The organism is Tardiphaga sp. 813_E8_N1_3, from assembly GCF_051811025.1.
GTDB lineage: Bacteria > Pseudomonadota > Alphaproteobacteria > Rhizobiales > Xanthobacteraceae > Tardiphaga.
In genome coordinates, this window is the sequence record NZ_JBPWQE010000001.1 from 977,386 (window position 1) to 1,002,130 (window position 24,745).

Annotated in this window: 23 protein-coding genes; 18 read left to right on the top strand and 5 right to left on the bottom strand. The window is 59.4% G+C overall.

All coding sequences use genetic code 11. The annotated features are described in order from the left end of the window. Window positions 1-2 precede the first annotated feature (2 nt). The 6 genes from AB8A33_RS04620 (at window position 3) to AB8A33_RS04645 (ending at window position 5,165) form a co-directional block, all read left to right on the top strand. Window positions 3-914 (top strand): branched-chain amino acid ABC transporter permease, encoded by a 912-nt coding sequence (locus AB8A33_RS04620; RefSeq protein ID WP_092145239.1) that lies wholly within the window; start codon window positions 3-5, stop codon window positions 912-914. Then, window positions 911-2,077 (top strand): branched-chain amino acid ABC transporter permease, encoded by a 1,167-nt coding sequence (locus AB8A33_RS04625; protein ID WP_439091654.1) that lies wholly within the window; start codon window positions 911-913, stop codon window positions 2,075-2,077. Before AB8A33_RS04620 ends, AB8A33_RS04625 begins: the two co-directional genes overlap by 4 nt. Continuing rightward, on the top strand, window positions 2,074-2,862 hold the full coding sequence (locus AB8A33_RS04630) for an ABC transporter ATP-binding protein (protein WP_439091656.1): 789 nt from the start codon (window positions 2,074-2,076) through the stop codon (window positions 2,860-2,862). Before AB8A33_RS04625 ends, AB8A33_RS04630 begins: the two co-directional genes overlap by 4 nt. Further along, window positions 2,859-3,578 (top strand): ABC transporter ATP-binding protein, encoded by a 720-nt coding sequence (locus tag AB8A33_RS04635; protein ID WP_439091658.1) that lies wholly within the window; start codon window positions 2,859-2,861, stop codon window positions 3,576-3,578. Before AB8A33_RS04630 ends, AB8A33_RS04635 begins: the two co-directional genes overlap by 4 nt. An 80-nt stretch (window positions 3,579-3,658) precedes the next feature. Beyond that, on the top strand, window positions 3,659-4,636 hold the full coding sequence (locus AB8A33_RS04640; RefSeq protein WP_115030402.1) for a dipeptidase: 978 nt from the start codon (window positions 3,659-3,661) through the stop codon (window positions 4,634-4,636). A gap of 1 nt (window position 4,637) precedes the next feature. Then, a complete protein-coding gene (locus tag AB8A33_RS04645) occupies window positions 4,638-5,165 on the top strand; it encodes a DUF5943 domain-containing protein (RefSeq protein WP_439091660.1) in 528 nt (175 codons plus the stop codon). A gap of 587 nt (window positions 5,166-5,752) precedes the next feature. Here AB8A33_RS04645 and AB8A33_RS04650 read toward each other — a convergent pair. The 4 genes from AB8A33_RS04650 to AB8A33_RS04665 all read right to left on the bottom strand — a co-directional run bounded on the left by AB8A33_RS04650 (window position 5,753) and on the right by AB8A33_RS04665 (window position 8,416). Further along, entirely contained in the window at window positions 5,753-5,908 is a 156-nt protein-coding gene (locus AB8A33_RS04650; RefSeq protein WP_439095856.1) for a hypothetical protein, read from the bottom strand. 37 nt (window positions 5,909-5,945) lie between these two features. Continuing rightward, window positions 5,946-6,173, bottom strand: coding sequence for a hypothetical protein (locus AB8A33_RS04655; RefSeq protein ID WP_439091662.1), 228 nt, complete (start codon window positions 6,171-6,173; stop codon window positions 5,946-5,948). A gap of 208 nt (window positions 6,174-6,381) precedes the next feature. Further along, window positions 6,382-7,356, bottom strand: a complete 975-nt coding sequence (locus AB8A33_RS04660; protein WP_439091664.1) for a helix-turn-helix domain-containing protein — start codon at window positions 7,354-7,356, stop codon at window positions 6,382-6,384. A gap of 52 nt (window positions 7,357-7,408) precedes the next feature. Further along, complete coding sequence (locus AB8A33_RS04665; RefSeq protein ID WP_439091666.1) at window positions 7,409-8,416, bottom strand: SphA family protein; 1,008 nt, start codon at window positions 8,414-8,416, stop codon at window positions 7,409-7,411. Window positions 8,417-9,200: 784 nt separating this feature from the next. Between AB8A33_RS04665 and AB8A33_RS04670 the strand changes: the two genes are divergently transcribed. The 9 genes from AB8A33_RS04670 to AB8A33_RS04710 all read left to right on the top strand — a co-directional run bounded on the left by AB8A33_RS04670 (window position 9,201) and on the right by AB8A33_RS04710 (window position 19,795). Then, a complete protein-coding gene (locus tag AB8A33_RS04670) occupies window positions 9,201-10,184 on the top strand; it encodes a formylglycine-generating enzyme family protein (protein ID WP_439091667.1) in 984 nt (327 codons plus the stop codon). Window positions 10,185-10,337: 153 nt separating this feature from the next. Next, window positions 10,338-11,912, top strand: coding sequence for an arylsulfatase (locus tag AB8A33_RS04675; RefSeq protein ID WP_439095857.1), 1,575 nt, complete (start codon window positions 10,338-10,340; stop codon window positions 11,910-11,912). Between the two features lie 79 nt (window positions 11,913-11,991). Then, window positions 11,992-13,014 (top strand): HAD family hydrolase, encoded by a 1,023-nt coding sequence (locus tag AB8A33_RS04680; RefSeq protein WP_439091669.1) that lies wholly within the window; start codon window positions 11,992-11,994, stop codon window positions 13,012-13,014. A 31-nt stretch (window positions 13,015-13,045) separates the two neighbouring features. Next, window positions 13,046-14,362: a DUF1214 domain-containing protein gene (locus AB8A33_RS04685; protein ID WP_439091671.1), complete on the top strand. Its 1,317-nt coding sequence runs from the start codon at window positions 13,046-13,048 to the stop codon at window positions 14,360-14,362. A gap of 74 nt (window positions 14,363-14,436) precedes the next feature. Continuing rightward, complete coding sequence (locus AB8A33_RS04690) at window positions 14,437-15,468, top strand: DUF1254 domain-containing protein (RefSeq protein ID WP_439091673.1); 1,032 nt, start codon at window positions 14,437-14,439, stop codon at window positions 15,466-15,468. Window positions 15,469-15,478: 10 nt separating this feature from the next. Continuing rightward, complete coding sequence (locus AB8A33_RS04695; protein ID WP_439091675.1) at window positions 15,479-15,724, top strand: DUF3302 domain-containing protein; 246 nt, start codon at window positions 15,479-15,481, stop codon at window positions 15,722-15,724. Then, a complete protein-coding gene (locus AB8A33_RS04700; RefSeq protein ID WP_439091677.1) occupies window positions 15,721-16,662 on the top strand; it encodes an HlyD family secretion protein in 942 nt (313 codons plus the stop codon). The genes AB8A33_RS04695 and AB8A33_RS04700 overlap by 4 nt, the downstream gene beginning before the upstream one ends. 8 nt (window positions 16,663-16,670) lie before the next feature. After that, window positions 16,671-18,791 (top strand): adenylate/guanylate cyclase domain-containing protein, encoded by a 2,121-nt coding sequence (locus tag AB8A33_RS04705; RefSeq protein WP_439091679.1) that lies wholly within the window; start codon window positions 16,671-16,673, stop codon window positions 18,789-18,791. Further along, on the top strand, window positions 18,788-19,795 hold the full coding sequence (locus AB8A33_RS04710) for an ABC transporter substrate-binding protein (RefSeq protein WP_439091681.1): 1,008 nt from the start codon (window positions 18,788-18,790) through the stop codon (window positions 19,793-19,795). The genes AB8A33_RS04705 and AB8A33_RS04710 overlap by 4 nt, the downstream gene beginning before the upstream one ends. Before the next feature lie 414 nt (window positions 19,796-20,209). On the opposite strand, the gene AB8A33_RS04715 is transcribed toward AB8A33_RS04710, so the two are convergent. Further along, window positions 20,210-21,049 (bottom strand): DNA-binding transcriptional regulator, encoded by an 840-nt coding sequence (locus AB8A33_RS04715; protein ID WP_439091683.1) that lies wholly within the window; start codon window positions 21,047-21,049, stop codon window positions 20,210-20,212. A 296-nt stretch (window positions 21,050-21,345) separates the two neighbouring features. Here AB8A33_RS04715 and AB8A33_RS04720 point away from each other — a divergent pair, with 296 nt between their 5' ends. Genes AB8A33_RS04720 through AB8A33_RS04730 form a run of 3 tightly spaced genes read left to right on the top strand, consistent with a single transcriptional unit; the run spans window position 21,346 to window position 24,744 of the window. After that, a complete protein-coding gene (locus AB8A33_RS04720) occupies window positions 21,346-22,308 on the top strand; it encodes a DUF6282 family protein (RefSeq protein WP_439091685.1) in 963 nt (320 codons plus the stop codon). Between the two features lie 58 nt (window positions 22,309-22,366). Next, a complete protein-coding gene (locus tag AB8A33_RS04725; RefSeq protein WP_439091687.1) occupies window positions 22,367-23,707 on the top strand; it encodes an MFS transporter in 1,341 nt (446 codons plus the stop codon). Further along, window positions 23,704-24,744, top strand: a complete 1,041-nt coding sequence (locus tag AB8A33_RS04730) for an NAD(P)H-quinone oxidoreductase (RefSeq protein WP_439091689.1) — start codon at window positions 23,704-23,706, stop codon at window positions 24,742-24,744. The genes AB8A33_RS04725 and AB8A33_RS04730 overlap by 4 nt, the downstream gene beginning before the upstream one ends. Window position 24,745: the final 1 nt, after the last annotated feature.

Below are 24,745 nucleotides of genomic sequence, written 5' to 3' on the forward strand. Positions count from 1 at the left end.
CCATGGGTATGATCGGTCAACACCTGCTGAACGGTTTGATGCAAGGAACGATCTATGGCCTCGTCGCCATGGGGTTCACCATCTTCTTCGGCGTCATGAACGTGATCAAGTTCTCGCACGGGGACGTACTCACGCTCGGCGCCTTCGGAGGCCTCGTCGCCGTCTGGGCGGCGAACGCGCTGGGACTGTCGGTGCCGCTGCAGTTCATCGTCGCACTGTGCGTGGCAATGGCACTGACCGCGGTGGTTGGCGCCGGCATTTCACATTTTCTCATCATGCCGCTGCGGAATGCGCCGCCGCTCAACATGTTGCTGATGACGATGATGGTCGGTACGGCGATCCGTGAAGCCATCCGGCTGTTCTTTCCTAACGGCACCAATCCGCAGCGCTTTCCGGAGTTGCTGCCGGCCGGTGGCTTCAATATCGGTCCGTCGTTCTTCCGCACCGACGCCATCATCCTGATCATTGCCGGCGCCGCCTCGATCGGCGCCGTCTACTGGATCATCAATCACTCCAAATTCGGCCTCGCGATGCGTGCGGTCGCGGAAGACACCGAAACGGCACGTGTGATGGGGATCAATTTCGGTCGCATCATCCCGCTGACCTTTGCATTGGGCTCTATCACCGCGGGCTTCGCGGGCATGATCTATGCGCTGTATTACAGCGAGATCAATTACAGCATGGGCCTGCTCCTGGCCGTGATTGGCTTCACGGCTGCGATCGTCGGCGGTCTCGGCAATATCTGGGGCGCGATCATCGGCGGTTATCTGTTCGCGGGCCTACAGACCTTTGTCGTCGCCGCGATACCATCGATGAGCGACTACAAGAACGTGTTTGCTTTCGTGCTGATCATCGTCCTCATCACCTGGCGGCCGACCGGGCTTCTTGCCGAACGCGGGAGCGAGCGGGTATGACGCCGACATCTCGGACGCTTGCACGAGTGCCGGTGTGGCCGCTGTTCATTGCTGTGGCCTTCGCCGCAGCGGCACTCACGGCGCTGGTCCTGATCGAAAACCAGAAACTGCTCGGCGCCGCACTGGCGATCACGGCTGCGCTCTGCTTCTGCGCCGCCCGGTTCGGGGGCGTCGCCGCGACGGAAGTCGCCGCTTCGGAAAACCCCTGGCTGCTGCGCGGCCTGATCACGGTGGCGTCGTTCGCCGTCATCTTCGTGCTGCGCGACGATAATTTCGGCCTGCTGATGCTGGCAACGGTGTTGATCTACGCCACCATCTGCCTCGGTCTCACCGTGCAGATGGGCTATGCCGGCCTGACCAACTTTGCAGCCGCAGCTTTCGCCGGCACCGGTGGATATACCGCGGCGATGCTGGGGCAACAGGGCGGTCTGCCCGATGCGCTGGTTTTGGTCTGCGGCGGCTTGGTCGCGGTCTTTATTGGCTCGCTTCTCATCCTGCCGGTGCTGCGCACCCGCGGACACTATGGTGCGCTGACGACGATGGCGTTCGGCGTGATGTTCAACGTTTTTCTCGATGCCAATGACTTCTTCGGTGGTCCGCAGGGTCTGAAGCTTCCCGGCATTAATCTGTTCGGCTGGGACTTCACCAATGACATCCATATTTTCGGCCTCGTGCTGTCGTCTTATGTGAACTACGTGATCCTGACGGGTATTCTGACGGCGCTGGCGATGATCTTTGTCGGACTGCTGGACCGCTCATGGGTCGGTGTCTGGTTCGATGTGGTGCGCCTCGATGAGACCGCAGCATCCGTTTTCGGACTGAAGATCGCTTACTGGAAAGTGCTGGCATTCACGCTCGGCAACTTCCTGGCCGGCCTGATGGGAGCAGTCTATGCCAAAATGACGGGGTTCATCGCGCCTGCGAATTTCACATTCGGTGACTCGCTGGTGATGGTGTCCATCGTGATCCTCGGCGGCATCGGCAATCGCTGGGGCGTGCTGCCGGCGGCGCTGATCGTCGTCCTGCTGCCCGAAAAGCTCCAGTTCATCCAGGAATACCGGCTGATCTTCTATGCCGTCCTGGTCATCGCAATCCTGACCATGCGCCCGGACGGTCTGGTGGCGCGCCGGGTCCGGAAACTGCACACGGAGGCAAGCGCATGATGAGCTTGTCAAATGACGTGCTACTCGAGAGCCGCGGCTTGACGGTCCGGTTCGGCGGCCTGTTCGCACTCAATGAGTTGAATATCGACGTCCGCAATGGCGAAGTACTCGGATTGATCGGGCCGAACGGCTCGGGCAAGACCACCTTCCTCAATGTGATCAGCGGTGTCTATTCCGCAAGCGCCGGCAATATTCTGCTGGGTGGTATCGACATCACCCGCGAGAAGGCACACAACATCTCGTCCTACGGCCTGTCGCGCACGTTCCAGCGCTCGCGCCTCTGCCTGTCGCTGTCGGTGTTTGACAATATTGCGCTGGGTGCCCAGCGAACGCTGAACAATGGCCTCTGGCACAATATCGTGCAGCGGACATTATTCGCTGCGGAAACGCGGAAGATCGCGGATGAAGCCCGCGAACTGCTGCATGTCTTCAATCCCACGCTGCCGGACAAGCTATTCGATCCGGCGATCTCGCTCGGCATGATCGATCGTCGCCGGGTCGAGATCTGCCGCGCCTTGATCGGCAAGCCAAAGCTCGTGTTGCTAGATGAACCATCTGCCGGCATGACGCATGACGAGACGGATCAGGTGGTGGATGAAATTCTCGGCATCCGTAAATCGCTTGGCGGCCTCACGATCATCATCGTCGAGCACGAAATGGGGCTGATCGAGCGTGTCACCGATCGTTGCGTCGTGCTGAACTACGGCAAGAAGATCTGCGAAGGCAAATTCCGTGACGTCGCGGCCGACCCTGTGGTCCGCGAAGCCTATCTGGGGCAAGCATGAGCGGTCATCTCACAGTCGAGAACATCTTCACCGCCTACGACCGGGCCGACGTGCTGTCCGGCATTTCGATCGACGTGCAGCCGGGCAAGATCACCTGTATTCTCGGCTCCAATGGCGCCGGAAAATCGACGCTGATCCGCTCGATTCTGCGGCTGACGCCGCCGCGCGCTGGCTCCATCGCATTCGAAGGCAAGACGCTCGATCAGATGGCCACGCATGAGATCGTCGGTTTGGGGATTGCGTGCATTCCCGAAGGGCGCCGGATCTTCGCGAAGATGACGGTCGAAGAGAATCTTCGGGTCGGCGCCTATCTCGTCCATGCGGAGAAAACGGTCAAAGCGCGCCTCAGCAAGGTCTATGAGGTGTTTCCGCGCCTGAAAGAGCGCGCCAAGCAGCTTGCCGGCACCATGTCCGGCGGCGAGCAGGCGATGGTGTCGATCGGGCGCGGAATGATGACGGATCCCAAGCTTCTGATCATCGACGAGCCGTCGTTGGGCCTGTCTCCGCTCTTCGTACAGGAGAACTTCAACATCGTGCGCCGGCTCAACGAAACCGGCGTGACGGTTCTCCTGGTCGAGCAGAACGTCAACCAGACCCTTGCGATTGCCCATTACGGCTATGTGCTGTCGCAGGGCAAGATTATCGTCCAGGGCGACTCCGAGATGCTGGCAAAGAACGAGGAAGTCCAAAGCGCCTACTTTGGTGGGGCGCACTGATCAGAAAGAACGTCGCGCGCTAGCTGATATGGCTGCCGCATCACAACGAAAAGTCAGACTATCATCTGAAAGGAAACGTCATGTCCTCAACCATCCATGAAAGCGCCATCGTCGTCGATGGATTGATCATCTCGGATTTCGGGCGTCCGGTCTTCGAGGACATGCGCAAGGGCGGACTAACGGCCGCGAACTGCACCTGCTGCGTCTGGGAGGGCTTCGAAGCTACCATGCGCAACGTGGTCAAGTGGAAGCGCTGGTTCGCCGAGAACAGCGACATCCTCAAGCAGGTCTACACCACCGCTGACATCCTCAAGGCCAAGGAAGAAGGCAAGACCGGCATCATCCTGGGCTGGCAGAATGTCACCGGTATCGAAGATCAGATCGGCTATCTCGGTCTGTTCAAGGAACTCGGCGTCGGTATCATCCAGATGGCCTATAACACGCAGAACCTGGTCGGCACCGGCTGCTACGAGTCGAAGGACGGTGGCCTGTCCGACTTCGGTCGCGAGGTCGTTGCCGAGATGAACCGCCTCGGCATCCTCTGCGACCTGTCGCATGTCGGATCGAAGACCAGTGAAGACGTCATCCTCGCCTCCAAGCAGCCGGTTGCCTATTCGCACTGCCTGCCGGCCGGCATGAAGGAGCACCCGCGCAACAAGTCGGACGAGCAGCTGCGCTTCATCGTCGATCGCGGCGGCTTTGTCGGCGTCACCATGTTCCCGCCTTTCCTGAAGCGCGGTCCGGCATCGACGGTGGACGATTATGTCGAGGCGATCGAATATGTCATCGATATTTGCGGCGAGAACAGCGTCGGCATTGGCACCGACTTCACCCAGGGCTATGGCCAGGAATTCTTCGACTGGATCACCCACGACAAGGGCTATGGCCGCCGCCTCACCAATTTCGGCGACGTCATCAATCCCGAAGGCATCAAGACCATCGGCGAATGGCCGAACCTCACCGCGGCCATGGAAAAGCGCGGCTGGAAGGCATCGCGCATCGAGGCCGTCATTGGCAAAAACTGGGTCAATCTCCTGAAGACCGTCTGGGGGGCCTGAGATGGGGAAGCCGCAGGTTGACATCAATGTCGATGACCAAACTGGGCGCTGGTCGGTCGATGCGACGAACATGATCCTGGTGCCGCAGCATTTTTACATGAACAACCACTTCGCCATCGAGGCGGCGGTGGGAGCTGCAGAGCTAGAGCGCATTCTGCGGCCGGCCGGCCATCGCTCGGCCTATTACTGGTGTGAGAAGGAAGCCGAATTCCACGGCATGTCCGGCGTTGATGTGTTCCGTCACTATATGCGCCGCATCACGCAGCGCGGATGGGGCCAGTTCGACGTGCTCGACGTGTCGCCGGATGAGGGGACTGCGACTGTGCGTCTGCGCTATTCGGCGATGGTCGATGACGAGCGTCGCAATAGCGGGCGCAAGGTCTGCTACATGTTTGCATCCTGGCTCGAAGGCTCGCTCGAGTACGTTGCGGCAAGCGCTGGTCGTAAGATGACCCTTCGTGCTCAGGAAGTCTATTGCGAAGCGGAAGGCGAGCACGACCACTGCATGTTCAAGGTCGAGCCGGCCTAGTTTGCGCTAGCGAGATCCGTCGGCGGCTACACTGGCTGTGGCAACCGGAGCGGCCGAGCATTCACGGAGCAGGTCGCTATAAACGAAGACAAGATCGTCGGGATCACGACGGTCCGGCCTTAGCTAGAGGCGCTGACCTCTTCATGCGCACCTAACGTGAAGGCCGCCATCGAGGCCGCCGTACGCGAGGGCGGAGTGCGGGTTCTGTTTAGTGGACACTGCGTGGCAACGAAACATACGCGGCATCGCGGCTCCCTTCGTGTCCCGGGACGGCCGCACCAGAATGTCCATCAATTGCGTTACGAGGACCTTCGCGATGTCGGCGGAGACTTTGACCAACAAGTGGGACCCGCATTCGCGAACGTGGCGCAGGCCCTGTCAGCGCACATCTGAGCGGGCGGCTTTCGAGCGATACTTAAGCGCATCTACAAGCAGGCCGAATGCCGGAAAAAACCTGTCGCCGGCTTGGACGGCGACGGAACACGACGGGTCGTCACGGGGAGGATCCATGATGCAGTCGATCAGGCGGCCGCTGCGGTGCTCCTGATGGCGGCAACAAGTTCGTCGGTGGTCACGATCTCATGCGCCTACGTCGGCGCATCGATATGCACGTCTGCATGCATCGCTTCGTGGGAACAGACGGCGGTGCCGTCACAGACATAGGTGACGTGATAGCCAAGCTCCATGCCGATGTGGGCCGTTGCTTCCAGGCAAGTATTTGCCAGTAGTCTGGCGCAGACGATCTTCTCCTTTCCGTGCCGTCGCGGGAACCGGTCGAGATCAGTATTCGATCAGAGTCTTGCCGGGGGTCTCGTCATGAGCCTCGCAGCATGCGATTAGTCGTTCGGCTTCGCGTTGCGTCAAAGCGCCACAGATGGAACGTGAAGTGACGAATGCTGATATTTTCACCGAAAAGCGCAACGCCAAGCTAATATTCACGGGCGTGAATTCATTCTGCGCTAATTCTAGATCGCCCCCGTTTGGTGTCTCGCGCTGCAAGGCGATCACGCGGCAGTCGCCGCATCTGCCTTTTCTGAATATCGCGATGCTGCGAACGTTTCCGGTTTCCCGGAGCCTGCGATAGTAATTTAAGTATATCATAGGCGAGGGTCGATGACGTTTCGCCATGTTCATAGCGTGGATGCGGTATTACTCCACGCTCCCGATAGCGTTGTGAAGAAAACTCCCGAGTCTATGGGTTTGCTCGAAGTTAATATCATGCAACAGCGAGTGATCGGGTGGTGGTAGAGGCGCCGAGCGTCTTCGACGGATGCTCTCCGAAAAGCGTGTGGTAGTAGTAGGCAAAACGCCCCAATTCGATAAATCCATGTTCGATTGCGACTTTGGCCACTGTGGTTTGCGTCGAATCGCTTTCTCGCAGGATGGAATGAATGTCGCACAAGCGCTTGTGGCGCAGGAACGTCACCGGTCCCATACCCAGAACCTCATCAAATGCACGATGAAGGCTTCGACGAGATACAGCGAACTCGGTGCAAATCTCCGAGATGTGTATTGGCCTCGTGCCCGCCGTATCAATGTAGTTTTCGACGTTCCGGACCAGCGCGGTAGCGGACATGTGTAGCCTTGCAGTGTCAGACGGCAGTGAATGCAGGACAGTTGCCATCATGGCATCCGTGATTGATCGTCTCCAGAAATCGGCCGACTGATTAGGCAAGTCGCCAGTCGAATCCGCGAGGCGCGAGGCGATCTTGCGCAATCTATAAATTGCAATCGCGCCGAGGCGTGGATCGGCCTTGTAGTGGTTCTTTACACTCCATGTCGCGGGATCGGCCAAATCTGTTGCGCCGCCGAAGATGCTGGCGACGTCCGTCAAATCCAGACGAATGGCGGCGTAGGAGGAGGCGCCAAAGAACCTGCCGTCATGGTCGATGCTCGGCGGAATAACCAGAACGTCGCCGGGCTGCATGTCGTACGACCAGTGCGTTACGCGATTGCTGGATCCCAGCAGCATTCCGATGATGAGTTTTTGCTCCTTCGACGTCCGCTGCGTTCGAATTCCGGCTGAGAATGATCCAATGCTGAGAGAGAAATTCCCGATTCCGACGTGGGTCAGAGAACCACTTAGCTTGCCGCGCTCAAGTTGCATCACGTCCACGTGGGAGCCGTGAACTGCTTCGCGAAAACCCTCGAAGTCATTCACGCGGGCGGTTGTCACCGAAAGCTCACTCATCGTGTCGTCCCTTTCAATAGGACAGCAACAGGGTGAAGCACCCAAGACCCGCTTAGAACTTGGCCTTGATCGCTGACGGCATAGGCTTCGCCGATGAATCGACGCTGATGGGAAGCGAGACGGTGAAATAGCCTGCGGTTCCCTCCATGCGATTTTGCACATCGAACTCTCGATAGACCTTGATGCGCGTCGAGACCGGCAACTTTCCGACTTCAAACGTGTAGCCGACTGTTCCGCCGAGTGCGATGACACGGCCTTCAAAGGCCCCGAGGCTCGCGCCCGTACCGCTGTCGGCAGTCAATTGCTGATAGTAGTAGCCAACGAGACCGACGGTGAATTCCTTGGTGATGTACTTCGACGCGGCCCATTCGAGATGGAATTCATCGCCGCTCTTGTAATCCGTTGCCCGGTTGGCCTGATTGAACGTGACTCCCATGGCCATGGATAGATCAACACCGATTTTCGGGTCGAGCCACGTCAGCGTGCCGAAGACATCCACCGCCGGCCGGTTCAACGACGCATTGGACAATTGCCCAGGGACATAGCTTCCGGATGGAATGATGCCGCTGACACCGAGTTGCCAGTGAAAATTTCCTGAGTGCCATCCCAAGAATGAGCCGAGCTGGAAATCGCTCAGGTTGGTCTTGTCATCGGTCACGTTGAGACCAATAGGTCCGAGGCGGGGAGAATTGACCAGCAGGCTGGCATTGACGCGCGGCGCGCCAAAAGTCGGCATGGTCGCCGAGAACGCGAGATCGCCATCCAGAATTTTTACGGGCGTTACCCACAATGTCGTCGGGAGATTGAACCAGCTTTGGGCGCTCACATTTGCAACGAGCAAACCGCCGGTTGGAAGCGAGCGGCCGCCGCCGATCTTTCCCGAATAAAAATACGTGTCGTCCTGGAAATAGACGCCGGGCGGCGGAGTGAAGCCGGCGCCGGGACCGCGCGCGCCGAGTAGATAAACACCGAACCCGCCTTCCGCTGCATCTGCTGACCCGCTCGCAACACCGAGAAATAGCGTTGCCGCGACGCCGATGAAACGAGAAGCGTATCGCATCGTTATCTCCGCTCAAAGGAATCGACGTGCGACCGAGAGTATGGCCGCCTGCAATCTAAGCGGAATTTTTGCGGGACACCAACCTCAAAAGCCAGGCGTAGGAACTCGTGCTGCCTTTTACGCAAATTGCGAGCCGTGACGAGTGTTCCCTTAATCCTGACGGCGCAATCGAGAACTTTGGCACAAACTGCACATCCCAATTTCAGATCCTGCGCCTAGTGTGCTCCTCGCTGGCCATCAAGTGAACTGCGTTATCACCCGACGCGGCTACAGTTTGCTTTTGCTAAAATTTGATTGCGTTGAAACAAGAAGGGACAGACACCATGACCTTCGACGATTCAAGGCTTCGGCGGAATGCTGCGATTGTCATCGCGGCGGGCCTCTTCGTCGCGGTTCAACAAATGCCGGCGACCCGCCGCCGTGCCCGGTCATGGCGCATTGCACAAACTACACGTCCCGACACGTCAGCGGTTGTCTCGGTCGTGGTTATGCGCAGAGGCCGAGCCGTCGTTGGTTCGCGCGGCGGTATTGTTGTGCGCAGATTAACGGTTGTTCGCCCGGCCGTTCGGACTGGTCGCTGGGTGCGCCCCGGGTGGTACAGGTGGCCGCCCGGTGGCGCGATCCCGGCTGGTGCTGCCATCAGTTTCCTAACAGCGGCGACGGCGGCCGCGTGGGCGGAGTCCCCGCCAGCGCCCGGCTACTGCTGGTACTACACCGACCCAAGCCGGAGACAGGGATTCTGAGGCGTTTGCCAATAGTCGATGGTTGGTGGGAATGCATGACGATGTTGCGGGCTGACAACGAGCGAAGCGATCAATCAGCGGACGATCTGCGAATGGACGGTATGATGTGGATTCCGGGCGGGACCTTCCGCATGGGATCGGATCATCATTATCCAGAGGAAGCGCCAAGTCATCGCGTGACCGTTGATGGCTTCTGGATCGACAAAACGCCTGTCACCAACCGGCAGTTCAAGCAGTTCATGAAAGCCACGGGGCATGTGACGCTCGCCGAGGTTCCGCCAGATCCGAAGGACTATCCCGGTGCGATGCCTCACATGCTCTATGCGGGTTCGCTGGTGTTCACCCCGCCGCGCCAGCCGGTCGATCTGCGCAATTGGGCCGAATGGTGGTCCTTCATGAAGGGGGCCGATTGGCGGCACCCCTATGGCCCCAAGACCAACATCAACGTGCACGACAATCACCCTGTCGTGCACGTTTCGTATTCGGATGCGCTCGCTTACGCAAGATGGGCCGACAAGAAGTTGCCGACCGAAGCAGAATGGGAGTTCGCCGCGCGCGGCGGCTTCGATGGTACGGAGTTCGCATGGGGCGACGAGTTCACGCCGGGCGGTGCGCATATGGCCAATACCTGGCAGGGCGAATTTCCGCGGGAGAATCTTGGTCAGGATGGCTTTGAGCGCACGTCGCCTGTGACGGCGTTTCCGCCGAACGGCTACGGCGTCCACGACATGATCGGCAACGTCTGGGAATGGACCAGCGATTGGTACTCACCGAAGCATGAGGCTGATGCGCCAAAGGCGTGCTGCATTCCTGAAAACCCGCGCGGCGGCCGTGAAGACCAAAGTTACGATACCTGCCAGCCGAACATCAGAATTCCACGCAAGGTGCTCAAAGGCGGATCGCATCTCTGCGCGCCAAATTATTGTCGCCGTTATCGCCCGGCTGCCCGACACGCTGAACCGGTCGACACGTCGACCAGCCATGTCGGATTCCGCTGTGTGACAAGGAAACTCGCTACGCAATGACCTTCAACTTCTTTGGGAAGAACGGAGAGTGCAATGACGAGCAGTGCGAAAGACCAGGACAAAGCCGAAGCTGCATCGAACAAGGCCGTCAATCACGCTTTCAGCCGCCGGAATATTCTGCTGGGCTCATCGACGCTGGTGGCAATGGCGGCGATGACGCCGGCCGCAGAGGCTCAAACGCAGAAAGCCGCGCCGGCTACTGCACCGGCAGTGCCGTCCGGACGCAAGCCGAACATCCTCGTCATCTTCGGTGACGACGTAGGCCAGACCAACATCAGTGCTTATTCGTTCGGAGTGGTGGGCTACAAGACGCCGAATATCGATCGCCTTGCCAGGGAAGGCATGATGTTCACCGATTACTATGCGGAGAACAGCTGCACGGCGGGCCGGTCGACCTTCATCACGGGGCAATCCTGCCTCCGTACCGGCCTCTCCAAGGTCGGCGCACCCGGTGCTCCTGTTGGCCTCCAGAAGGGGGATATCACGATTGCCCAGGCGCTCAAGCCGCTGGGTTATGCGACGGGACAGTTCGGCAAGAATCACCTCGGCGACCGCGACGAGTATCTCCCGACCAACCACGGTTTCGATGAGTTCTTCGGCAATTTATATCATCTCAATGCGGAGGAGGAGCCGGAGCGACCTTATTGGCCAAAGGATGATCCGGCTTTCCTTAAGGCATATCATCCGCGCGGCGTGATCCGCAGCTATGCCGACGGCAAGATCGAGGACACAGGGCCGCTGACCAGGAAGCGGATGGAGACGATTGACGACGAGACGTCAGACGCCGCGGTCGATTTCATGACGCGGCAAGTTAAAGCCAACAAACCGTTCTTCACCTGGATGAATGCAACACGAATGCATGCCTTCACGCATGTACGGGAGTCGATGCGTGGACAGAGCGGCATGGTCGGGAATGAGTACGCCGATGGCATGCTTGAGCATGACGGCGACGTCGGAAAACTCCTGAAGGCCATCGACGATCTCGGCATCGCCGACAATACCATTGTCGTCTACACGACCGATAACGGCCCTAACCAATGGTCATGGCCCGATGCCGCAACGACGCCGTTTCGTAGCGAGAAAGATACCAACTGGGAAGGCGCATTCCGCGTCCCAGCGATGGTTCGTTGGCCTGGGAAAATCAAGGCCGGTGAGGTTTCGACTGGGATAGTTTCTGGTCTCGATTGGTTCCCGACGCTGCTCGCGGCTGCCGGCGACACCGACGTCAAGGATCGACTGCTCAAAGGATGGCAGCCGGCTGGCAATCCCACCACCTTCAAGAACTATCTCGATGGCTTCAACCAGCTCGATTACCTGACAGGGAAGTCGCCAAAGAGTGCGCGTAACGAGTTCTATTACTTCAACGACGACGGCGACCTCGTCGCGATGCGTTATGACGACTGGAAGGTGGTTTTCTCCGAGCAGCGTATGCCGGGCGGCTTCGTGGTCTGGGCGAATCCCTTCGCGACCTTGCGTGTGCCAAAGCTCTACAATCTTCGGATGGATCCTTATGAACGCGCCGACGTGGTATCGGATCAATACTATGACTGGCTCGCGAAGAACGATTACCTCATGGTCAAGGGGCAACTGAAGGCCGCTGCCTTCCTGCAGACATTCGCGGAATATCCGCCCAGCCAGCGTCCCGCGAGCTTTAATGTCGAGGGGGTGCGCAAGGAGGTCAACAAGGCGATCGACCAGTCGTTCAAGGCTCGCGGCATCGAGAAGTAGATGCAGCAACGGGGCGCCAGTTGGTGTTGTGCCGGCTGGCTCCCTGCTTTGACAAATTTCGATCGAGTGAGGTCTATCGATGACCGGGAAAATAGATTGTTTCTTTCGTCGCTGCGTCTCGGCTTCGCTTATCGCCAGTTTACTTTGCGTGTTCTTGAGCCAGCGCGCTGTTTCACAAAGCGATCCGCTGCCTTCATGGAACGATGCCGCCGCGAAGAAATCCATCACCGATTTTGTCGCAAAAGTGACCACGCAGGGCGGCGCGGATTTCGTGCAACCCGCCGAACGCATCGCAGTCTTCGACAATGACGGCACGCTGTGGTGCGAGCAACCGGTCTATTTCCAGGCCGCCTTTGCGCTCGACCGCGTCAAGGCGATGGCGGCGCAGCATCCCGAATGGAAGCAGCAGCAGCCGTTCAAGGCGTTTCTTGCCGGCGACAGGAAGGCGCTGGCGGAACAGGGCGAGAAGGGCCTGCTGACGCTGGTGGCCGCGGCGCATAGTGGCATGACCACGGATGCTTTCGCAAAGTCCGTCGCCGACTGGCTCGCAACCGCAAAACATCCGCGTTTCAACCGGCCGTATAACGAGCTGATCTATCAGCCGATGGTCGAACTGCTGGCCTACCTCCGCGCCAATGGCTTCAAGACGTTCATCGTGTCCGGCGGCGGCGTCGAGTTCATGCGGGTATGGGCCGAAAAGGCCTACGGCATTCCGCCCGAGCAGGTGGTCGGCTCGACCGGCGTCACGAAATATCAGCTCGACGCCGCGGGCAAGCCATCGCTGCTGAAGACGGCCAAGGTGCAATTCATCGATGATGGGCCGGGGAAACCTGCCGGCATCAACATGATCATCGGCCGCCGTCCGATCCTCGCCTTCGGCAATTCCGACGGGGACCATCAGATGTTGCAATGGACCATAGCGGGAAGTGGCCCCCGCTATGCCGGCATCGTGCACCACACCGATGCCGCGCGCGAATATGCCTATGACCGGCCGTCGAAGATCGGGCAGCTCGACAAGGCATGGGAAGAGGCGAAGGCAAAAGGCTGGACCGTCGTGGATATGAAGCAGGACTGGAAAAAGGTTTTTGCGTTCGAGCGCTGACAGTTTTCATAGGCATGAATGGGAGCGGGTCATGATCAGATTTGTTTGCGCAGCATTCGCTCTGCTTTTGACGACGGCATGGGCGGCGAACGCCCAACCGCAATCCGCCCGCATCCCGGATCAGGATATCAGTGACGCGTATGTCTATCTTCTTGGCCGGCTATTGGTCACACGTCAGCAGCAACTCGATTTCCAGGAGGGATTTAAATGGAACGAGCTGGTGCATCGCAAGCCCGGCGCCGTGGATTGGCCCAACCCCAATCTTGATGTTGCCTACTCCGAAGCCTGGGTCGCGGTCGACGACGGCAGTTGCACCATCGTCAGCGTTCCCAGGGTCGAGGGACGCTACTACACGGTCCACTTCCTCAATGGCTGGGGCGAGACGATAGCCAACATCAACGAGCGCCTCTTCCCCAAGCGGCCGTTCGGGGAGTTTGCCATGTGCCTCAGGGGCGCGAACGTTGCGATCTCTGCCGAAGCGACGCGCATCGATCTGCCCGTGAAATATTCTCGCGTGCTTGCCCGGGTCGAGCTTGGCTCCGATCCGGATGCGGCAATCGCCTTGCAACATCAGTTCAAGTTCCGGGCAACAGGCACGCCGAAACTCCCGGATATTCCCAAGACGCCGATATTCGAGCTTGAGATATTGCCGGGCGTCGAAGCTTTCGAGGCCGCCGATATCGCACTCGACAGCGAGAAGGACCTCAGCGTCGGGCTGGAAGCGCTAAGCGAGAAAGCCCGTGCCATCGCCAAAGGCGTCAAGGACCCTGCCGAGCGCGCGCGTGTGGATCAACTAATTCGCACCCGCGCCTTCGCCGATTTGGGTAAGGCCGGTGCCATCATCGGCCACGGAACTGTGCAGAATGGTTGGGCGCGTCCCGGTGTCGTTGGAGAATACGGCCTCGATTATCTGGCGCGGACATTGGTCAACAACGGGGGCATCTGGGCCAATATCAAGCCGGAAGTTCTTTACTATCGGGGAAGCCTCGATCAGGCCGGAGACGAGATCAGTGGTGACAACGTCTATACGCTGACCTTTCCGAAGGATGGACTGCCAGCTCAGTATGCGACGTTCTTCTGGTCGGTGATCGCCGTGGACGGCCACCGGTTCCGCGTGCTGCCGAATCCAATCAACCGGTTTCTGATCAACAACCAGTCGAAGCTGCACTACGGCGCGGACGGTTCGCTAACGCTCTATTTCGCCGATCAGAAGCCTGCCGATGCGCCCGACGGCAATTGGCTGCCGACGCCGAAAGGGCAGAAGTACCGCCTCACGTTCCGGTTCTATCGCCCGACGGAAGGCGTGGCGAACGGCACGTATTACCCGCCGTCGCTGGTCAAGCGGTGATGTGAGAGAAGGCGGAAGTTGCAGGCGACTTCGCTATTGCAGGCTGTGAACTGAACACGAAAGGAATTTTCGTCATGAAGACACTTATCACTCTTTTTGTTTCAGGATTGGTGTGCGCCGAAGTCGTCGCCGCGCAGGCTCAAGCACCAGCGGGCGGCACCGTGCCTGTCACTCTGGATAATTTTGCCCGTGCCGAGTCCGATGCCTATATCGGTAATCTTCTCAAGGACGGCAAGTTGGGAAAGTTCAAGCATAACCGCGAGCCGGCGAGCATCGATGATCAGACGGTCATTCGTCTCAACCGCGACACACTCTATTCCTTTGCCGTATTCGACCTCGACGCGGGGCCTGTAACCGTCACGATGCCGAACGCGGGCAAGCGCTTTATGTCGCTGCAGATTATTAACGAGGACCACTATGTTCCGGCTGTCTATTACGGTGCCGGATCATACAAGCTGACAAAGGAAAATGTCGGCACGCGGTACGTCGTGGCCGGTGTCCGTACGCTCGTCGATCCGAACAATCCCGCGGACCTCAAGCAGGTTCACGATCTTCAGGACGCGATCAAGGCGAGCCAGAAAGGCGAAGGGAAGCTCGATCTTCCGAATTGGGATCAGGCGGCCCGGAAAGATATCCACGACGCGCTTCTGGTGCTGGCGAAATATGCAGGCGGCTTCTCGCATGCCTTCGGCACCAAAGGGCAGGTCGACCCTGTCAGGCATTTGATCGGCACGTCGGCGGGCTGGGGAGGCAATCCCGACAAGGACGCGACCTATCTCAGCTTCTCGCCATCGAAGAATGACGGCAACACGATCTACAAACTCAACGTTAAGGACGTGCCGGTCGATGCGTTCTGGTCGGTCAGTCTCTACAATGCTGCCGGCTACTACGAGAAAAACCCGTACAACGCCTATTCGCTCAACAATCTTACTTCGAAAAAGAATGCCGATGGTTCGGTGAGCATCCAGTTCGGCGGCTGTGACGGCAAAATCCCAAACTGCCTGCCGACCATGAAGGGCTGGAACTACACCGTGCGGCTCTATCGTCCGCGCGCCGAAATCCTCACCGGAAAATGGAAATTCCCGGAGGCGCAAGCGGTCAATTAAGGAGGCCTGGATGAGCGGATTCGACATCTTCGCCTGGATCGTTTTGATCATCCTCGCTACCTGCATTATCGGCGTATTCTGTATCGCCGGCTGGCTGCCCGGGCACATCGCGAAAACCCGCGGTCATCCGCAGGCGGAGGCAGTGACGGTCGCGGGCTGGGTGACCCTGATCTGCGGCTTCGCGCTCTGGCCGGTCGCGCTCATCTGGGCTTACGTCGATGTCCCTGTCTCCAGCAAGAGGGAGCAGCAATCATGATGATCGCGATCATGGCGGTTTATCTGGTTCTGCTGTTCGTTCTTGTGCGAACTGGTATTGTTCGTTTCAACCTCTTCTGGAAATGCTCTCCTTTCATTGTCCTTCTGCTTTTGAACCTGTTGCTGTTCATTCCGATGGGATGGGGCGCGCCGCAGGGGCCCGCACTGGTGGTCCGCCACTCGGTCTCCATCGTCCCGGACGTCGCCGGTGAGGTGATCGATGTTCCGGTCGCCGCCAACACCCCGCTCAAAGCAGGTGATGTGCTGTTCAGGATCGACCCGGTGCCCTACGAAGCCCAGGTCAAGGCGATCGAGGCGCAACTGAAATTGTCGGATATGCGCCTTGCCCAGATGACGCAGCTGTTCGAGCGCGATTCCGGCCGCGGCTTCGATGTTGAGCAGCGGCAATCGGAGGTCGATCAGCTGAGTGCACAGCGCGATAGCGCGCGGTGGAATCTGGACAAGACCATCGTGCGCGCACCGGCCGATGGATATGTGACCAATCTCGCGCTGCGCAAGGGCGCGCGAGTGGCAAATCTTCCTCTGACGCCGGTGATGGCCTTCATCGACACGTCGGATACGATTGTCGGCGTCGAGATCGCGCAGAACGATGCGAGGTACCTGCGAGTCGGGCAGTCGGTCGAAGTGACGTTCAAGTTTCTCCCGGGCAAGATCTATACGGGGCGGGTGGAAAGTATCCTGCAAGCTGTCGCCACAGGGCAGACTCAGACGTCGGGCGTTGCCGTGATGCCGAAGGCAGTGCAGTCCGCGCCTTTCGTCGCCCGTGTGAAGCTCGACGACGCCGGGATTGCAGCGCAGTTGCCGGCGGGAAGTGCCGGCGAGGCCGCCATCTTCACCGAGCACGTCAAGGCAACCCATATTATCCGCAAGGTGCTCTTGAGGCAGATTGCGATCCTGAACTATGTCAATCCACTTTGAGTCCCGCGATGACCATTAAGCGTCCAGCAGAGCGGCGCCCACTTCGTATCGGGTTTCGCACATCCATCGTCACGCTGTTCGTGGCGGTGGTGCTGTTTGTCGGATTGACGCTGGTCTATCTCAGCTTCAGCCGTGTCTCCCTGATCACGCAGACAGCAGCAAGCACCTTCATCGACAAGGTGGCGCAGCTCGGTGCCGACCGGATCGATTCAAAATTCCGCAACGTGCGCGACAGCCTCGAAATTCTCGCCGGCCTTCCGTCCATCCAGTCAGCGGAAATCGAGGACAATTCGCGGCTCTACGGCCTGATGGCCTCGATGCTGCGCAACAATCCGCAGATATTCAATCTCTATGTCGGCTATGAGGACGGCTCATTTCTTGAAATGGATGTGATCGACCGGGCCAAGCCGGCTTTCCGTGCAAGCCTCGGCGTGGATGAGGATGCCGCCTTCCGCGTGGTCATCATTTCACGCACCGGCAACGCATCACAGTCGCCCGTGACCATCTTTCTTTCGGATAATCTGATCCAGGTGGCCGAAACCAAGGGCCCCGCGACCTATGATCCTCGTCAGCGGCCCTGGTACGTCGAGGCCTTCAAGGATGAGAAGACACTGCTGACCGGGCCGTATGTGTTCTTTGCGACCGGCCAGCCTGGTTATACTTTGCGCACAGCGCTGAAGGAGGGGCGCCGCGGCGTAGTGGCCGCCGATCTTCTGCTCAATCGCCTTGAGGTGATGCTGGACGAGCAAAGGCTCGGTGACTCCGGGGTTGCATTTTTATTCAATGATTCGGCGCGGATCGTTGCGCATCCCGAGATGAACCGGTTGATGGACGAAATTCCCGAGCGCGGCAACGAGCTGCCGCCAATGAGCGCGATCAGGCTGCCCGGTCTTTCGCAGGCGGTTGAGACGTGGCGAAAGGGCGGTGCGTCTCAGCAGTTTTTTGCGGACGATGCCGGACGAACCTATGTCGCCGCCTTCCACGGCATCGAGACAGCGGGCAATGCCGGTATCAAGCTCGCCGTGATCGCGCCGCTCGACGAGTTTTTCGCAAAGATTATTTCGGAGCGCCGCGGCTTGTTTGCGCTGGCTCTTGCTTTTGTGCTCGGCATGCTGCCGCTGGCGATCTGGCTTGGCTCCATGCTCGCGCGGTCGCTACGAAACCTCGCCCAGCAAACTGACGAGATCCAGCATTTTCGGCTCGCGGATCGCCCGCGCCTGCATTCGGTTATCGATGAGATCAACGACCTCGGCCTGTCGGTATTCACGATGCGAACGGCGATTCGCAATTTTTCAAACTTCGTCCCGCGGCCGATCGTGCGGCAGCTGATTGAGTCCGGAGCATCGATCGAGCTCGGAGGAGCGCGGCGGGAAGTCACCGTGCTCTTCACCGATGTCGCCGATTTCACTGCCAAAACGGAAAAAGCGGATCCTTCCGAGGTCATGATCTTTACGTCGCGCTATTTCGCAGCGCTGTCCGAGGTTATCATGAAACATCACGGCACGATCGATAAATTTATTGGCGATGCCGTGATGGCATTCTGGAACGCGCCCGATGATGACCCCGATCATGTCGTCCATGCCTGCGAGGCCGTGCTCGCCTGCGTCAAACGCAACAGCGAGCTGAACGAACAGTTCCGCGGCGCCGGGTGGCCCGCCTATGGCACCCGCTTTGGCCTGCATGCAGGCGATGCCGTCGTCGGCAATGTCGGCTCCTCCGACCGCATGAACTACACTGCGCTCGGCGCGACCGTTAACCTCGCCGCGCGCCTGGAAGGGCTCAACAAAAATTACGGGACGCAGGTGTTGGTCAGCGCCGCCGTGAAGGAGCGCGTCGAAGGACGCTTTGCTTTCCGCAGCATCGACGAGATCAAGCCGAAGGGCTTTGCGGAGGACGTACGGATCTTTGAACTGCGTTGCGAAGCGGATGGAGCTGCGGAGCATGCCTTCTGCCAGCGCTGGGAAATCGTCTACGCTGCGATCCGGCGGGATCAGCCGGCAGTGGCACTCGTGGCGGTCACCGACTTTCTTGCCCAGTATCCCGACGACGGCGTTGCGCAATACCATGCGGAACGGCTTCGCGTGGAGTTGCAAGCGCCGCGCCGTGTTGCTCGCGGAGCGATGCAATGACGCGCCTGCTCCGTCCTTTCAACAGGCGTCAGGTTCTGGCCGGTGGGCTTGCGGCAGGCGCCGCTTTTGCCGCTCCTGCGATCGCGCAAGCGCGCACACGCGTCCGGCTGGGATACCTCCATGTCGTCGCCGTCGACGGCCAGATCTTCACCGGCCTCGATCTTGGCTCGTTCGACAAGCAGGGTATCGATTTTGAGCTCGTCGAGCGCAACACCGGGCCGGAAGTGTTCGAGGCCATGGCGCGCGGGGAGGTGGACGTGCTGTCGGCTGGCGGAGTGATTTCGAACTATCTCGCGCTCGGCGCCGGTCGCGGCTTTCTGATCAACGATATCGAGATCGCCACCGCGCAGCTCTGGGTTCGCCCGGACCGCGGGGTCAAATCCTTCGCCGATCTCCGCGGCAAGCGCATCGCGACAACGACGAAGACCACGGCGCATATCTTTCTCGACCGTGCCTTGCGCGCCAACGGCCTTGGCCTCGCCGATGTTCAGGTGATCAATAGCAGCATGTCGCAAGCCGTGGGCGCGTTCATTGCCGGAGAGGTGCCTGCCGTCGCGTTGTGGGTGCCGTTTAACCTCAGCGTCCGCGACAAGCTGCCGGATGCCATCAAGCTGGTGGATGCGTCCGCCTTCTATCCGCAGTCGGCAGTAGTTGGCGGCTGGGTCGCGCGGCATGAGTATTATGCCGCCAACAGAGACGTCTTGCAGCGAATCATCCGAGGCTGGGCAGCGGCGAACGACCACATGGTGCGGAATCCCAAGGCCGCAGCGGAGTCTCTCCAGCAGCGGCACTATCAGAACGCCTCGATTGCCGACATCGCAGAGGCGCTTAAGGCGCAAAAGATGTTCTCGTCGCGGGAATGGAAACGGCTTTATGCCGACGGAACGGTTACAAAATGGCTGCAGCAAGTCAGCGATTTCTTCGTGGCGGAATCTGGCGTCACAACGGCGACGCCGGCCACGGACTATTTCGATTCTAGTCTATATTTAGCAACGATAAGCTAGCATCGACCGCAAACGACTCACAAAGAACACCATTTATAGGTGCCGTTCGATCGAGTTCCAATCAAATGGACCTCTGACTGCGGTTTTCTTCTCGTAGTAATTCTGGGTCGGCATACAAAGGAAAAGCATTTTGCCAGCGACCATATAAGAATTTTACGGGCTGCGTCGTCCCCCATGCGGTCGACATCGAACAATCGGCCAACGCGATGGTGACCGGTGCGACCAATTCGCGGAGGTTTCGGCAATGGCCCGTTATAGCGAACAGATAATGTTCGAGCGGAAATGGCCGCTTCTGGCGCAGAGCCGACGTCGAGATGCAAATTTGACCTATTTGATCTGGCCGGTATTTGACGTGGCGCCACGATCATCGGGTCTAGCGACCTTCGTGGAAATCGCGGTTGCTATTGATCGTATTCACTTGAGGGCAGCTGCGCTTCGAGAGATGTTCTCTGCCAAGGTCTGAAGGCTGGGCAGGAAGGTCTTGAGCAATTCACGTCGATCGATTGCAGAGATGAAATAAGTCATCCCAACGGTCGCAAGCACCTTGTCTCCACTCATGATCGGGATAGCGATCGTCCCGGATGAGCGAGGGTCGACGGCGCGATCTCGCTCGGCGTAGCCTTGCTTCCGGATTGATCTCAGCATCGTCAATGTCTGGGCGCGATCGCCGATGAGTTGATCTTCGTCATCCGTCGATCGTGAAAGAAGGTCGAGCAACATCAGGCGCTCCCCGATGGGGCAGAATGCCAGATAGGCACGACCTAACGCGCGGCGCAGCAGGCTGAGATGCATGTTGATCGTTCCGTGGAACGGCGACACCGGACTGTCGGCAATGGTGCTGAAGCGCACGACCACGGACGTGTGGTCGAGGACGCCGATCGCCAATGGCCACTGATGCTGTGACGTAAAGGACAGCGCCCACGGTCGCGCGGCTTCGACCACCAGCGGGTCACCGTGAAAGCCGTTGCTCAAAGATTTAACCCGCGAGGCAACTGTGTAGCCACCTTGCCTGCGATCGTTCGCGACATAGCCCATGGCGCAAAGCGATTTCATCAGCCGCACGATGGTCGATTTCGGCAGACCTGTCGCAAGATGAAGGATCTGGATAGAGGCGACGCGATGTCGGTTCAACTCTTCCAGCAGGATGAGCGTGCGTGCAGCCGCTTCGACCTTCGGTGAACGTGGGGCCATACCAAGATTCCACTCTGCGGAACGCTGGCGAATAGGTATGGCAAATGGCCCGGCCGGTTGCAATATCCGCCCAACAGAATGCGCCGGTGTCCGCTCAGGCCACCGAAGCGCAACCGTGTCGTGGGAGGAAGTGCCGTGTCTTGCGGAGAGGTCAGGGCGCCAATGGCGTCGTCGCACCGCACCAGTATCGCGTGGCTGTCGGTTCACCTGGCATGTCCGGAAAACGTCAGGTGTTGTCGCGATCTGTCGCGCGCGGGCCGATCTGGGCGTGTCGCGCGATGAGGTGCTGGCTGCGGCCCCGCCATTCATCGGCAGATCGCCATTTTCTCAGAACCAGCATCCACTGAAGGGCAGCCATCATGGCCGAGAATTCCGTTTCATATCCTGACACTGTCGCGCTCCCGCCGCTCTCGCGTCCGAAGGAGGTCGAGGAGCTGCTGGTCGATGCGATTGATCTGCACTGCCACAGCGGGCCCGCCGCGATGCCGCGGATACTTGATCACTATGAGGAGATGCAGGATGCTGCCGCCGCGGGTTTTCGCGCGGTGCTATACAAGGATCACTTCTATCCTGGCATGGCGCACGCCATTATTCTGGAAAAACTGTTTCCGCAGTTCGGCGTTCACCTGTATTCGGGCGTGGCGCTGAACAATGCGTCTGGCGGCATCAATCCGCACGCGGTCGATCATGCGATCAAGCTCGGCGGCAAGATCGTCTGGATGCCGACGCTTTCGGCGGCAAACCATATCAACGTTCAGGCCAGCGGTCAGGCCAAGACATTCCCGAAGACATCCCAGAAGATGCTGGATCCGATCCCGCTCACGGCGCTGGACGCCAACGGCAAGCTCACCGATGACACCAAGAAGATCATCGATCTGATCGCGGAGGCCAATATCATCTTGGCTGGCGGCCACCTTCACGTCTCGGAGCAGCACGTCCTGTTCGATGAGGCCAAGCGCCGCGGCGTCAAGAAGATGATGGTCAATCATCCGACCTATGTGGTCGGCTTTGCCGATAGCGATATTCGCCAGTTGGTCGCGCTCGGTGTGACGATGGAACATTCCATCTGCATGTTCATCGAAGGCAAGTCGAAGAAGTTCAGTGCGGACGATCTGGCCCATCTCATTGAGATCGCAGGCGTGGACCGCACCATTCTGTCGTCCGATTTGGGCCTGCTCGGTTCGCAGCGTCCGGTGGACGGTTTCCGCAGTGTCACGCAGATGCTGCTCGATCTTCAGATGCCGCATGCCTCGATCAAGAAACTGATCAGCGAGAACGCAGCGGCATTTCTCGATCTGCCGGCGAAGCGCGCCGCTCAATAGAATCCTGACCGACAAGAACGACCAGCGAAGGTCGGCAAACAAGATCGACGAGGAAATCATGAACGTGGATCGCGAAAGCGAAGAAGCCTTGATGAATCGCATCATGTGGCGGGTCATGCCGCTTGTGATGGCGATGATGATGCTGGCCGTGATCGACAGGTCGAATGTCGGCTACGCCAAACTGCAGATGGCCAGCAGCCTGGGTATGTCCGAGACCGTGTACGGACTGGCGTCCTCGCTGTTCTTTATCGGCTATTCGTTCTTCGAAATCCCGAGCGCGCTGGCCGCGCACAGGTTCGGTGCGCGGCTCTGGTTTGCGCGTATCCTGCTGACATGGGGCATGCTGACGGTGCTGCTGGGGTTCAGCATGACTGGCTCGATGTTTGCGGCGGTACGCTTCCTGGTCGGCGTGGCCGAGGCAGGGGCGTATCCGGGCATCATCTTCTACCTCACCCTCTGGTTCCCCAAGCGCTACCGCGTGCAGGCCGTGGCGCTTCTCACCATCGGCAGTCCGCTCGGCAATATGTTTGGCTCGCTGTTTGGTGGCATCCTGCTGGATTTCGACGGCATGCTTGGTCTCGCCGGTTGGCAGTGGGTCTTCATCGCCACGGGAGCGCCTGCGGCCCTGCTATTCGTGCTGGTGATGCGCTATCTCCCCGACAATCCGCAGACGGCCGGTTTCCTGTCGTCCGAGGAGAGGGCGCGGCTGGCAGACGCGCTCGGCCGCGATGAAATCGCCACCACCATGCATACCAATCCGCTCCGCGTCCTGATCGATGCAAGGGTGTGGTGGTTTTCGTTCGTCTACACGCTGATCACGCTGTCGCTTTACGGAATCATCTATTGGTTGCCAACGGTCGTCAAAGGCTTCGGCACGACCGGCACGCAGAACGGCGTCTTGAATGCACTGCCATGGGCTGTGGCTGCCGCGGTCCTTGTCTGGCTCCCGCGCCATCTACGCGAGCATCGCACAGTCCTGATCGGCATGGCGGTGATCGCTCTGTGCGGGATGGGGGCGTTCTTCACCTCGACATTGCTGACCGAGAACTGGATGCGTTATGTGGCGCTCGCGGTCGGCACGCCGTGCGTCTCGCTGATGTTTCCGTGCTTCTGGTATCTGCCGTCGCAGATCTTCAAGGGAGCGCATGCGGCGGCGGCGATTGCAGCCATCAGCACGATCGGCAGTCTCGGTGGCTTTGCTGCGCAGAATCTCATGCCGTGGGTCGCGGGCCTGTCGGGCAGTGCGCTTGCCGCGATGTCGGTGCCCGCCCTCAGCCTGGGTCTGCTGGCCGCCAGCGCATTCGCGATGTTGCTGACATGGCGCGTCCTGCCGAAGACGGACGGCGAGAGCGAGGTCACTGTTGCGGCTGCTGCCGCTCGCCGGCAGGCCGTATCATGACAGCGCTTCCGTCGGACATGCGGGCGGTCAGGATCACCCGCTTTGGCGGTCCCGAGGTGCTGTCGCTGGGCGAAGAGGCCTTGCCGACTTTGGCGCGCGGCGAAGTACTGATGCGTGTGGTGGCGGCCGGCGTGAACCGGCCGGACATCCAGCAGCGCCGCGGACTCTATCCGCCGCCGCCCGGTGCAACGGAGATCCCAGGCCTCGATATTGCCGGCATCGTGGTCGCAGTAGCGCCGGATGTGAACTGGCCTCGGGTCGGCAGTGCGGTCTGCGCCTTGGTCACAGGCGGCGGCTATGCGGAGTATTGCAGTGTGCCTGCCGTGCAATGCATGTCCATCCCGCAGGGATACGATTTCGCGCAGGCGGCGGTGCTCCCCGAGGTGCTGTTCACCTGCTGGAACAACGTCATTCTTCTCGGCAAGCTTGCGGAGGGTGAGAGCATCCTCGTACAGGGCGGCACCAGCGGTGTCGGCATGGCCACCATCCAGATCGCAAAGCTGCTGCGATCGGCGCGTGTCTTCGCCACGGCCGGGTCGGAAACGAAGCGTCAGATCTGCCGCGACCTCGGTGCGGAGATCGCGCTCGACTATCGCTGCGATTGGGTCAAGCCCCTGGTGGAGGCGACCAAAGGGCAGGGCATCAACGTCATCCTCGACTCGCAGGCTGGTCCTTACACCAATCTGGAGCTGGAACTGCTCGCCTTCGATGGCCGCCTTGTCCTGATCGCGAGTCATCTTGGTGAACGCGCCGACATCAATGTCCGACAGATCGTGCGCCGACGGCTGACGCTGACGGGGTCGACGATACGGCCGCGCCCGCCGGAATACAAAGGCTGGATTGCCAAGGCCCTAATGCGCGAGGTCTGGCCATTGCTCGAGGATCGGCGGATGCGGCTCAACATCTGCGCGGCATTTCCCCTGGAGGACATGGCCAAGGCGCATGCGCTGATGGATGCCAATGAGCAGATCGGCAAGGTCGTGCTGATTGTCGATCCGGCCCTTGCCTATGTGGTGCCGGATGACCGATCGAATTAGA

Bases quoted from the DNA above. Each gene is read 5' to 3' on its own strand.
- AB8A33_RS04620 (WP_092145239.1), top strand. From the start codon at position 3: ATGGGTATGATCGGTCAACACCTGCTGAACGGTTTGATGCAAGGAACG.
- AB8A33_RS04625 (WP_439091654.1), top strand. From the start codon at position 911: ATGACGCCGACATCTCGGACGCTTGCACGAGTGCCGGTGTGGCCGCTG.
- AB8A33_RS04630 (WP_439091656.1), top strand. From the start codon at position 2,074: ATGATGAGCTTGTCAAATGACGTGCTACTCGAGAGCCGCGGCTTGACG.
- AB8A33_RS04635 (WP_439091658.1), top strand. From the start codon at position 2,859: ATGAGCGGTCATCTCACAGTCGAGAACATCTTCACCGCCTACGACCGG.
- AB8A33_RS04640 (WP_115030402.1), top strand. From the start codon at position 3,659: ATGTCCTCAACCATCCATGAAAGCGCCATCGTCGTCGATGGATTGATC.
- AB8A33_RS04645 (WP_439091660.1), top strand. From the start codon at position 4,638: ATGGGGAAGCCGCAGGTTGACATCAATGTCGATGACCAAACTGGGCGC.
- AB8A33_RS04660 (WP_439091664.1), bottom strand. From the start codon at position 7,356: ATGAGTGAGCTTTCGGTGACAACCGCCCGCGTGAATGACTTCGAGGGT.
- AB8A33_RS04665 (WP_439091666.1), bottom strand. From the start codon at position 8,416: ATGCGATACGCTTCTCGTTTCATCGGCGTCGCGGCAACGCTATTTCTC.
- AB8A33_RS04670 (WP_439091667.1), top strand. From the start codon at position 9,201: ATGTTGCGGGCTGACAACGAGCGAAGCGATCAATCAGCGGACGATCTG.
- AB8A33_RS04675 (WP_439095857.1), top strand. From the start codon at position 10,338: ATGACGCCGGCCGCAGAGGCTCAAACGCAGAAAGCCGCGCCGGCTACT.
- AB8A33_RS04680 (WP_439091669.1), top strand. From the start codon at position 11,992: ATGACCGGGAAAATAGATTGTTTCTTTCGTCGCTGCGTCTCGGCTTCG.
- AB8A33_RS04685 (WP_439091671.1), top strand. From the start codon at position 13,046: ATGATCAGATTTGTTTGCGCAGCATTCGCTCTGCTTTTGACGACGGCA.
- AB8A33_RS04690 (WP_439091673.1), top strand. From the start codon at position 14,437: ATGAAGACACTTATCACTCTTTTTGTTTCAGGATTGGTGTGCGCCGAA.
- AB8A33_RS04695 (WP_439091675.1), top strand. From the start codon at position 15,479: ATGAGCGGATTCGACATCTTCGCCTGGATCGTTTTGATCATCCTCGCT.
- AB8A33_RS04700 (WP_439091677.1), top strand. From the start codon at position 15,721: ATGATGATCGCGATCATGGCGGTTTATCTGGTTCTGCTGTTCGTTCTT.
- AB8A33_RS04705 (WP_439091679.1), top strand. From the start codon at position 16,671: ATGACCATTAAGCGTCCAGCAGAGCGGCGCCCACTTCGTATCGGGTTT.
- AB8A33_RS04710 (WP_439091681.1), top strand. From the start codon at position 18,788: ATGACGCGCCTGCTCCGTCCTTTCAACAGGCGTCAGGTTCTGGCCGGT.
- AB8A33_RS04720 (WP_439091685.1), top strand. From the start codon at position 21,346: ATGGCCGAGAATTCCGTTTCATATCCTGACACTGTCGCGCTCCCGCCG.
- AB8A33_RS04725 (WP_439091687.1), top strand. From the start codon at position 22,367: ATGAACGTGGATCGCGAAAGCGAAGAAGCCTTGATGAATCGCATCATG.
- AB8A33_RS04730 (WP_439091689.1), top strand. From the start codon at position 23,704: ATGACAGCGCTTCCGTCGGACATGCGGGCGGTCAGGATCACCCGCTTT.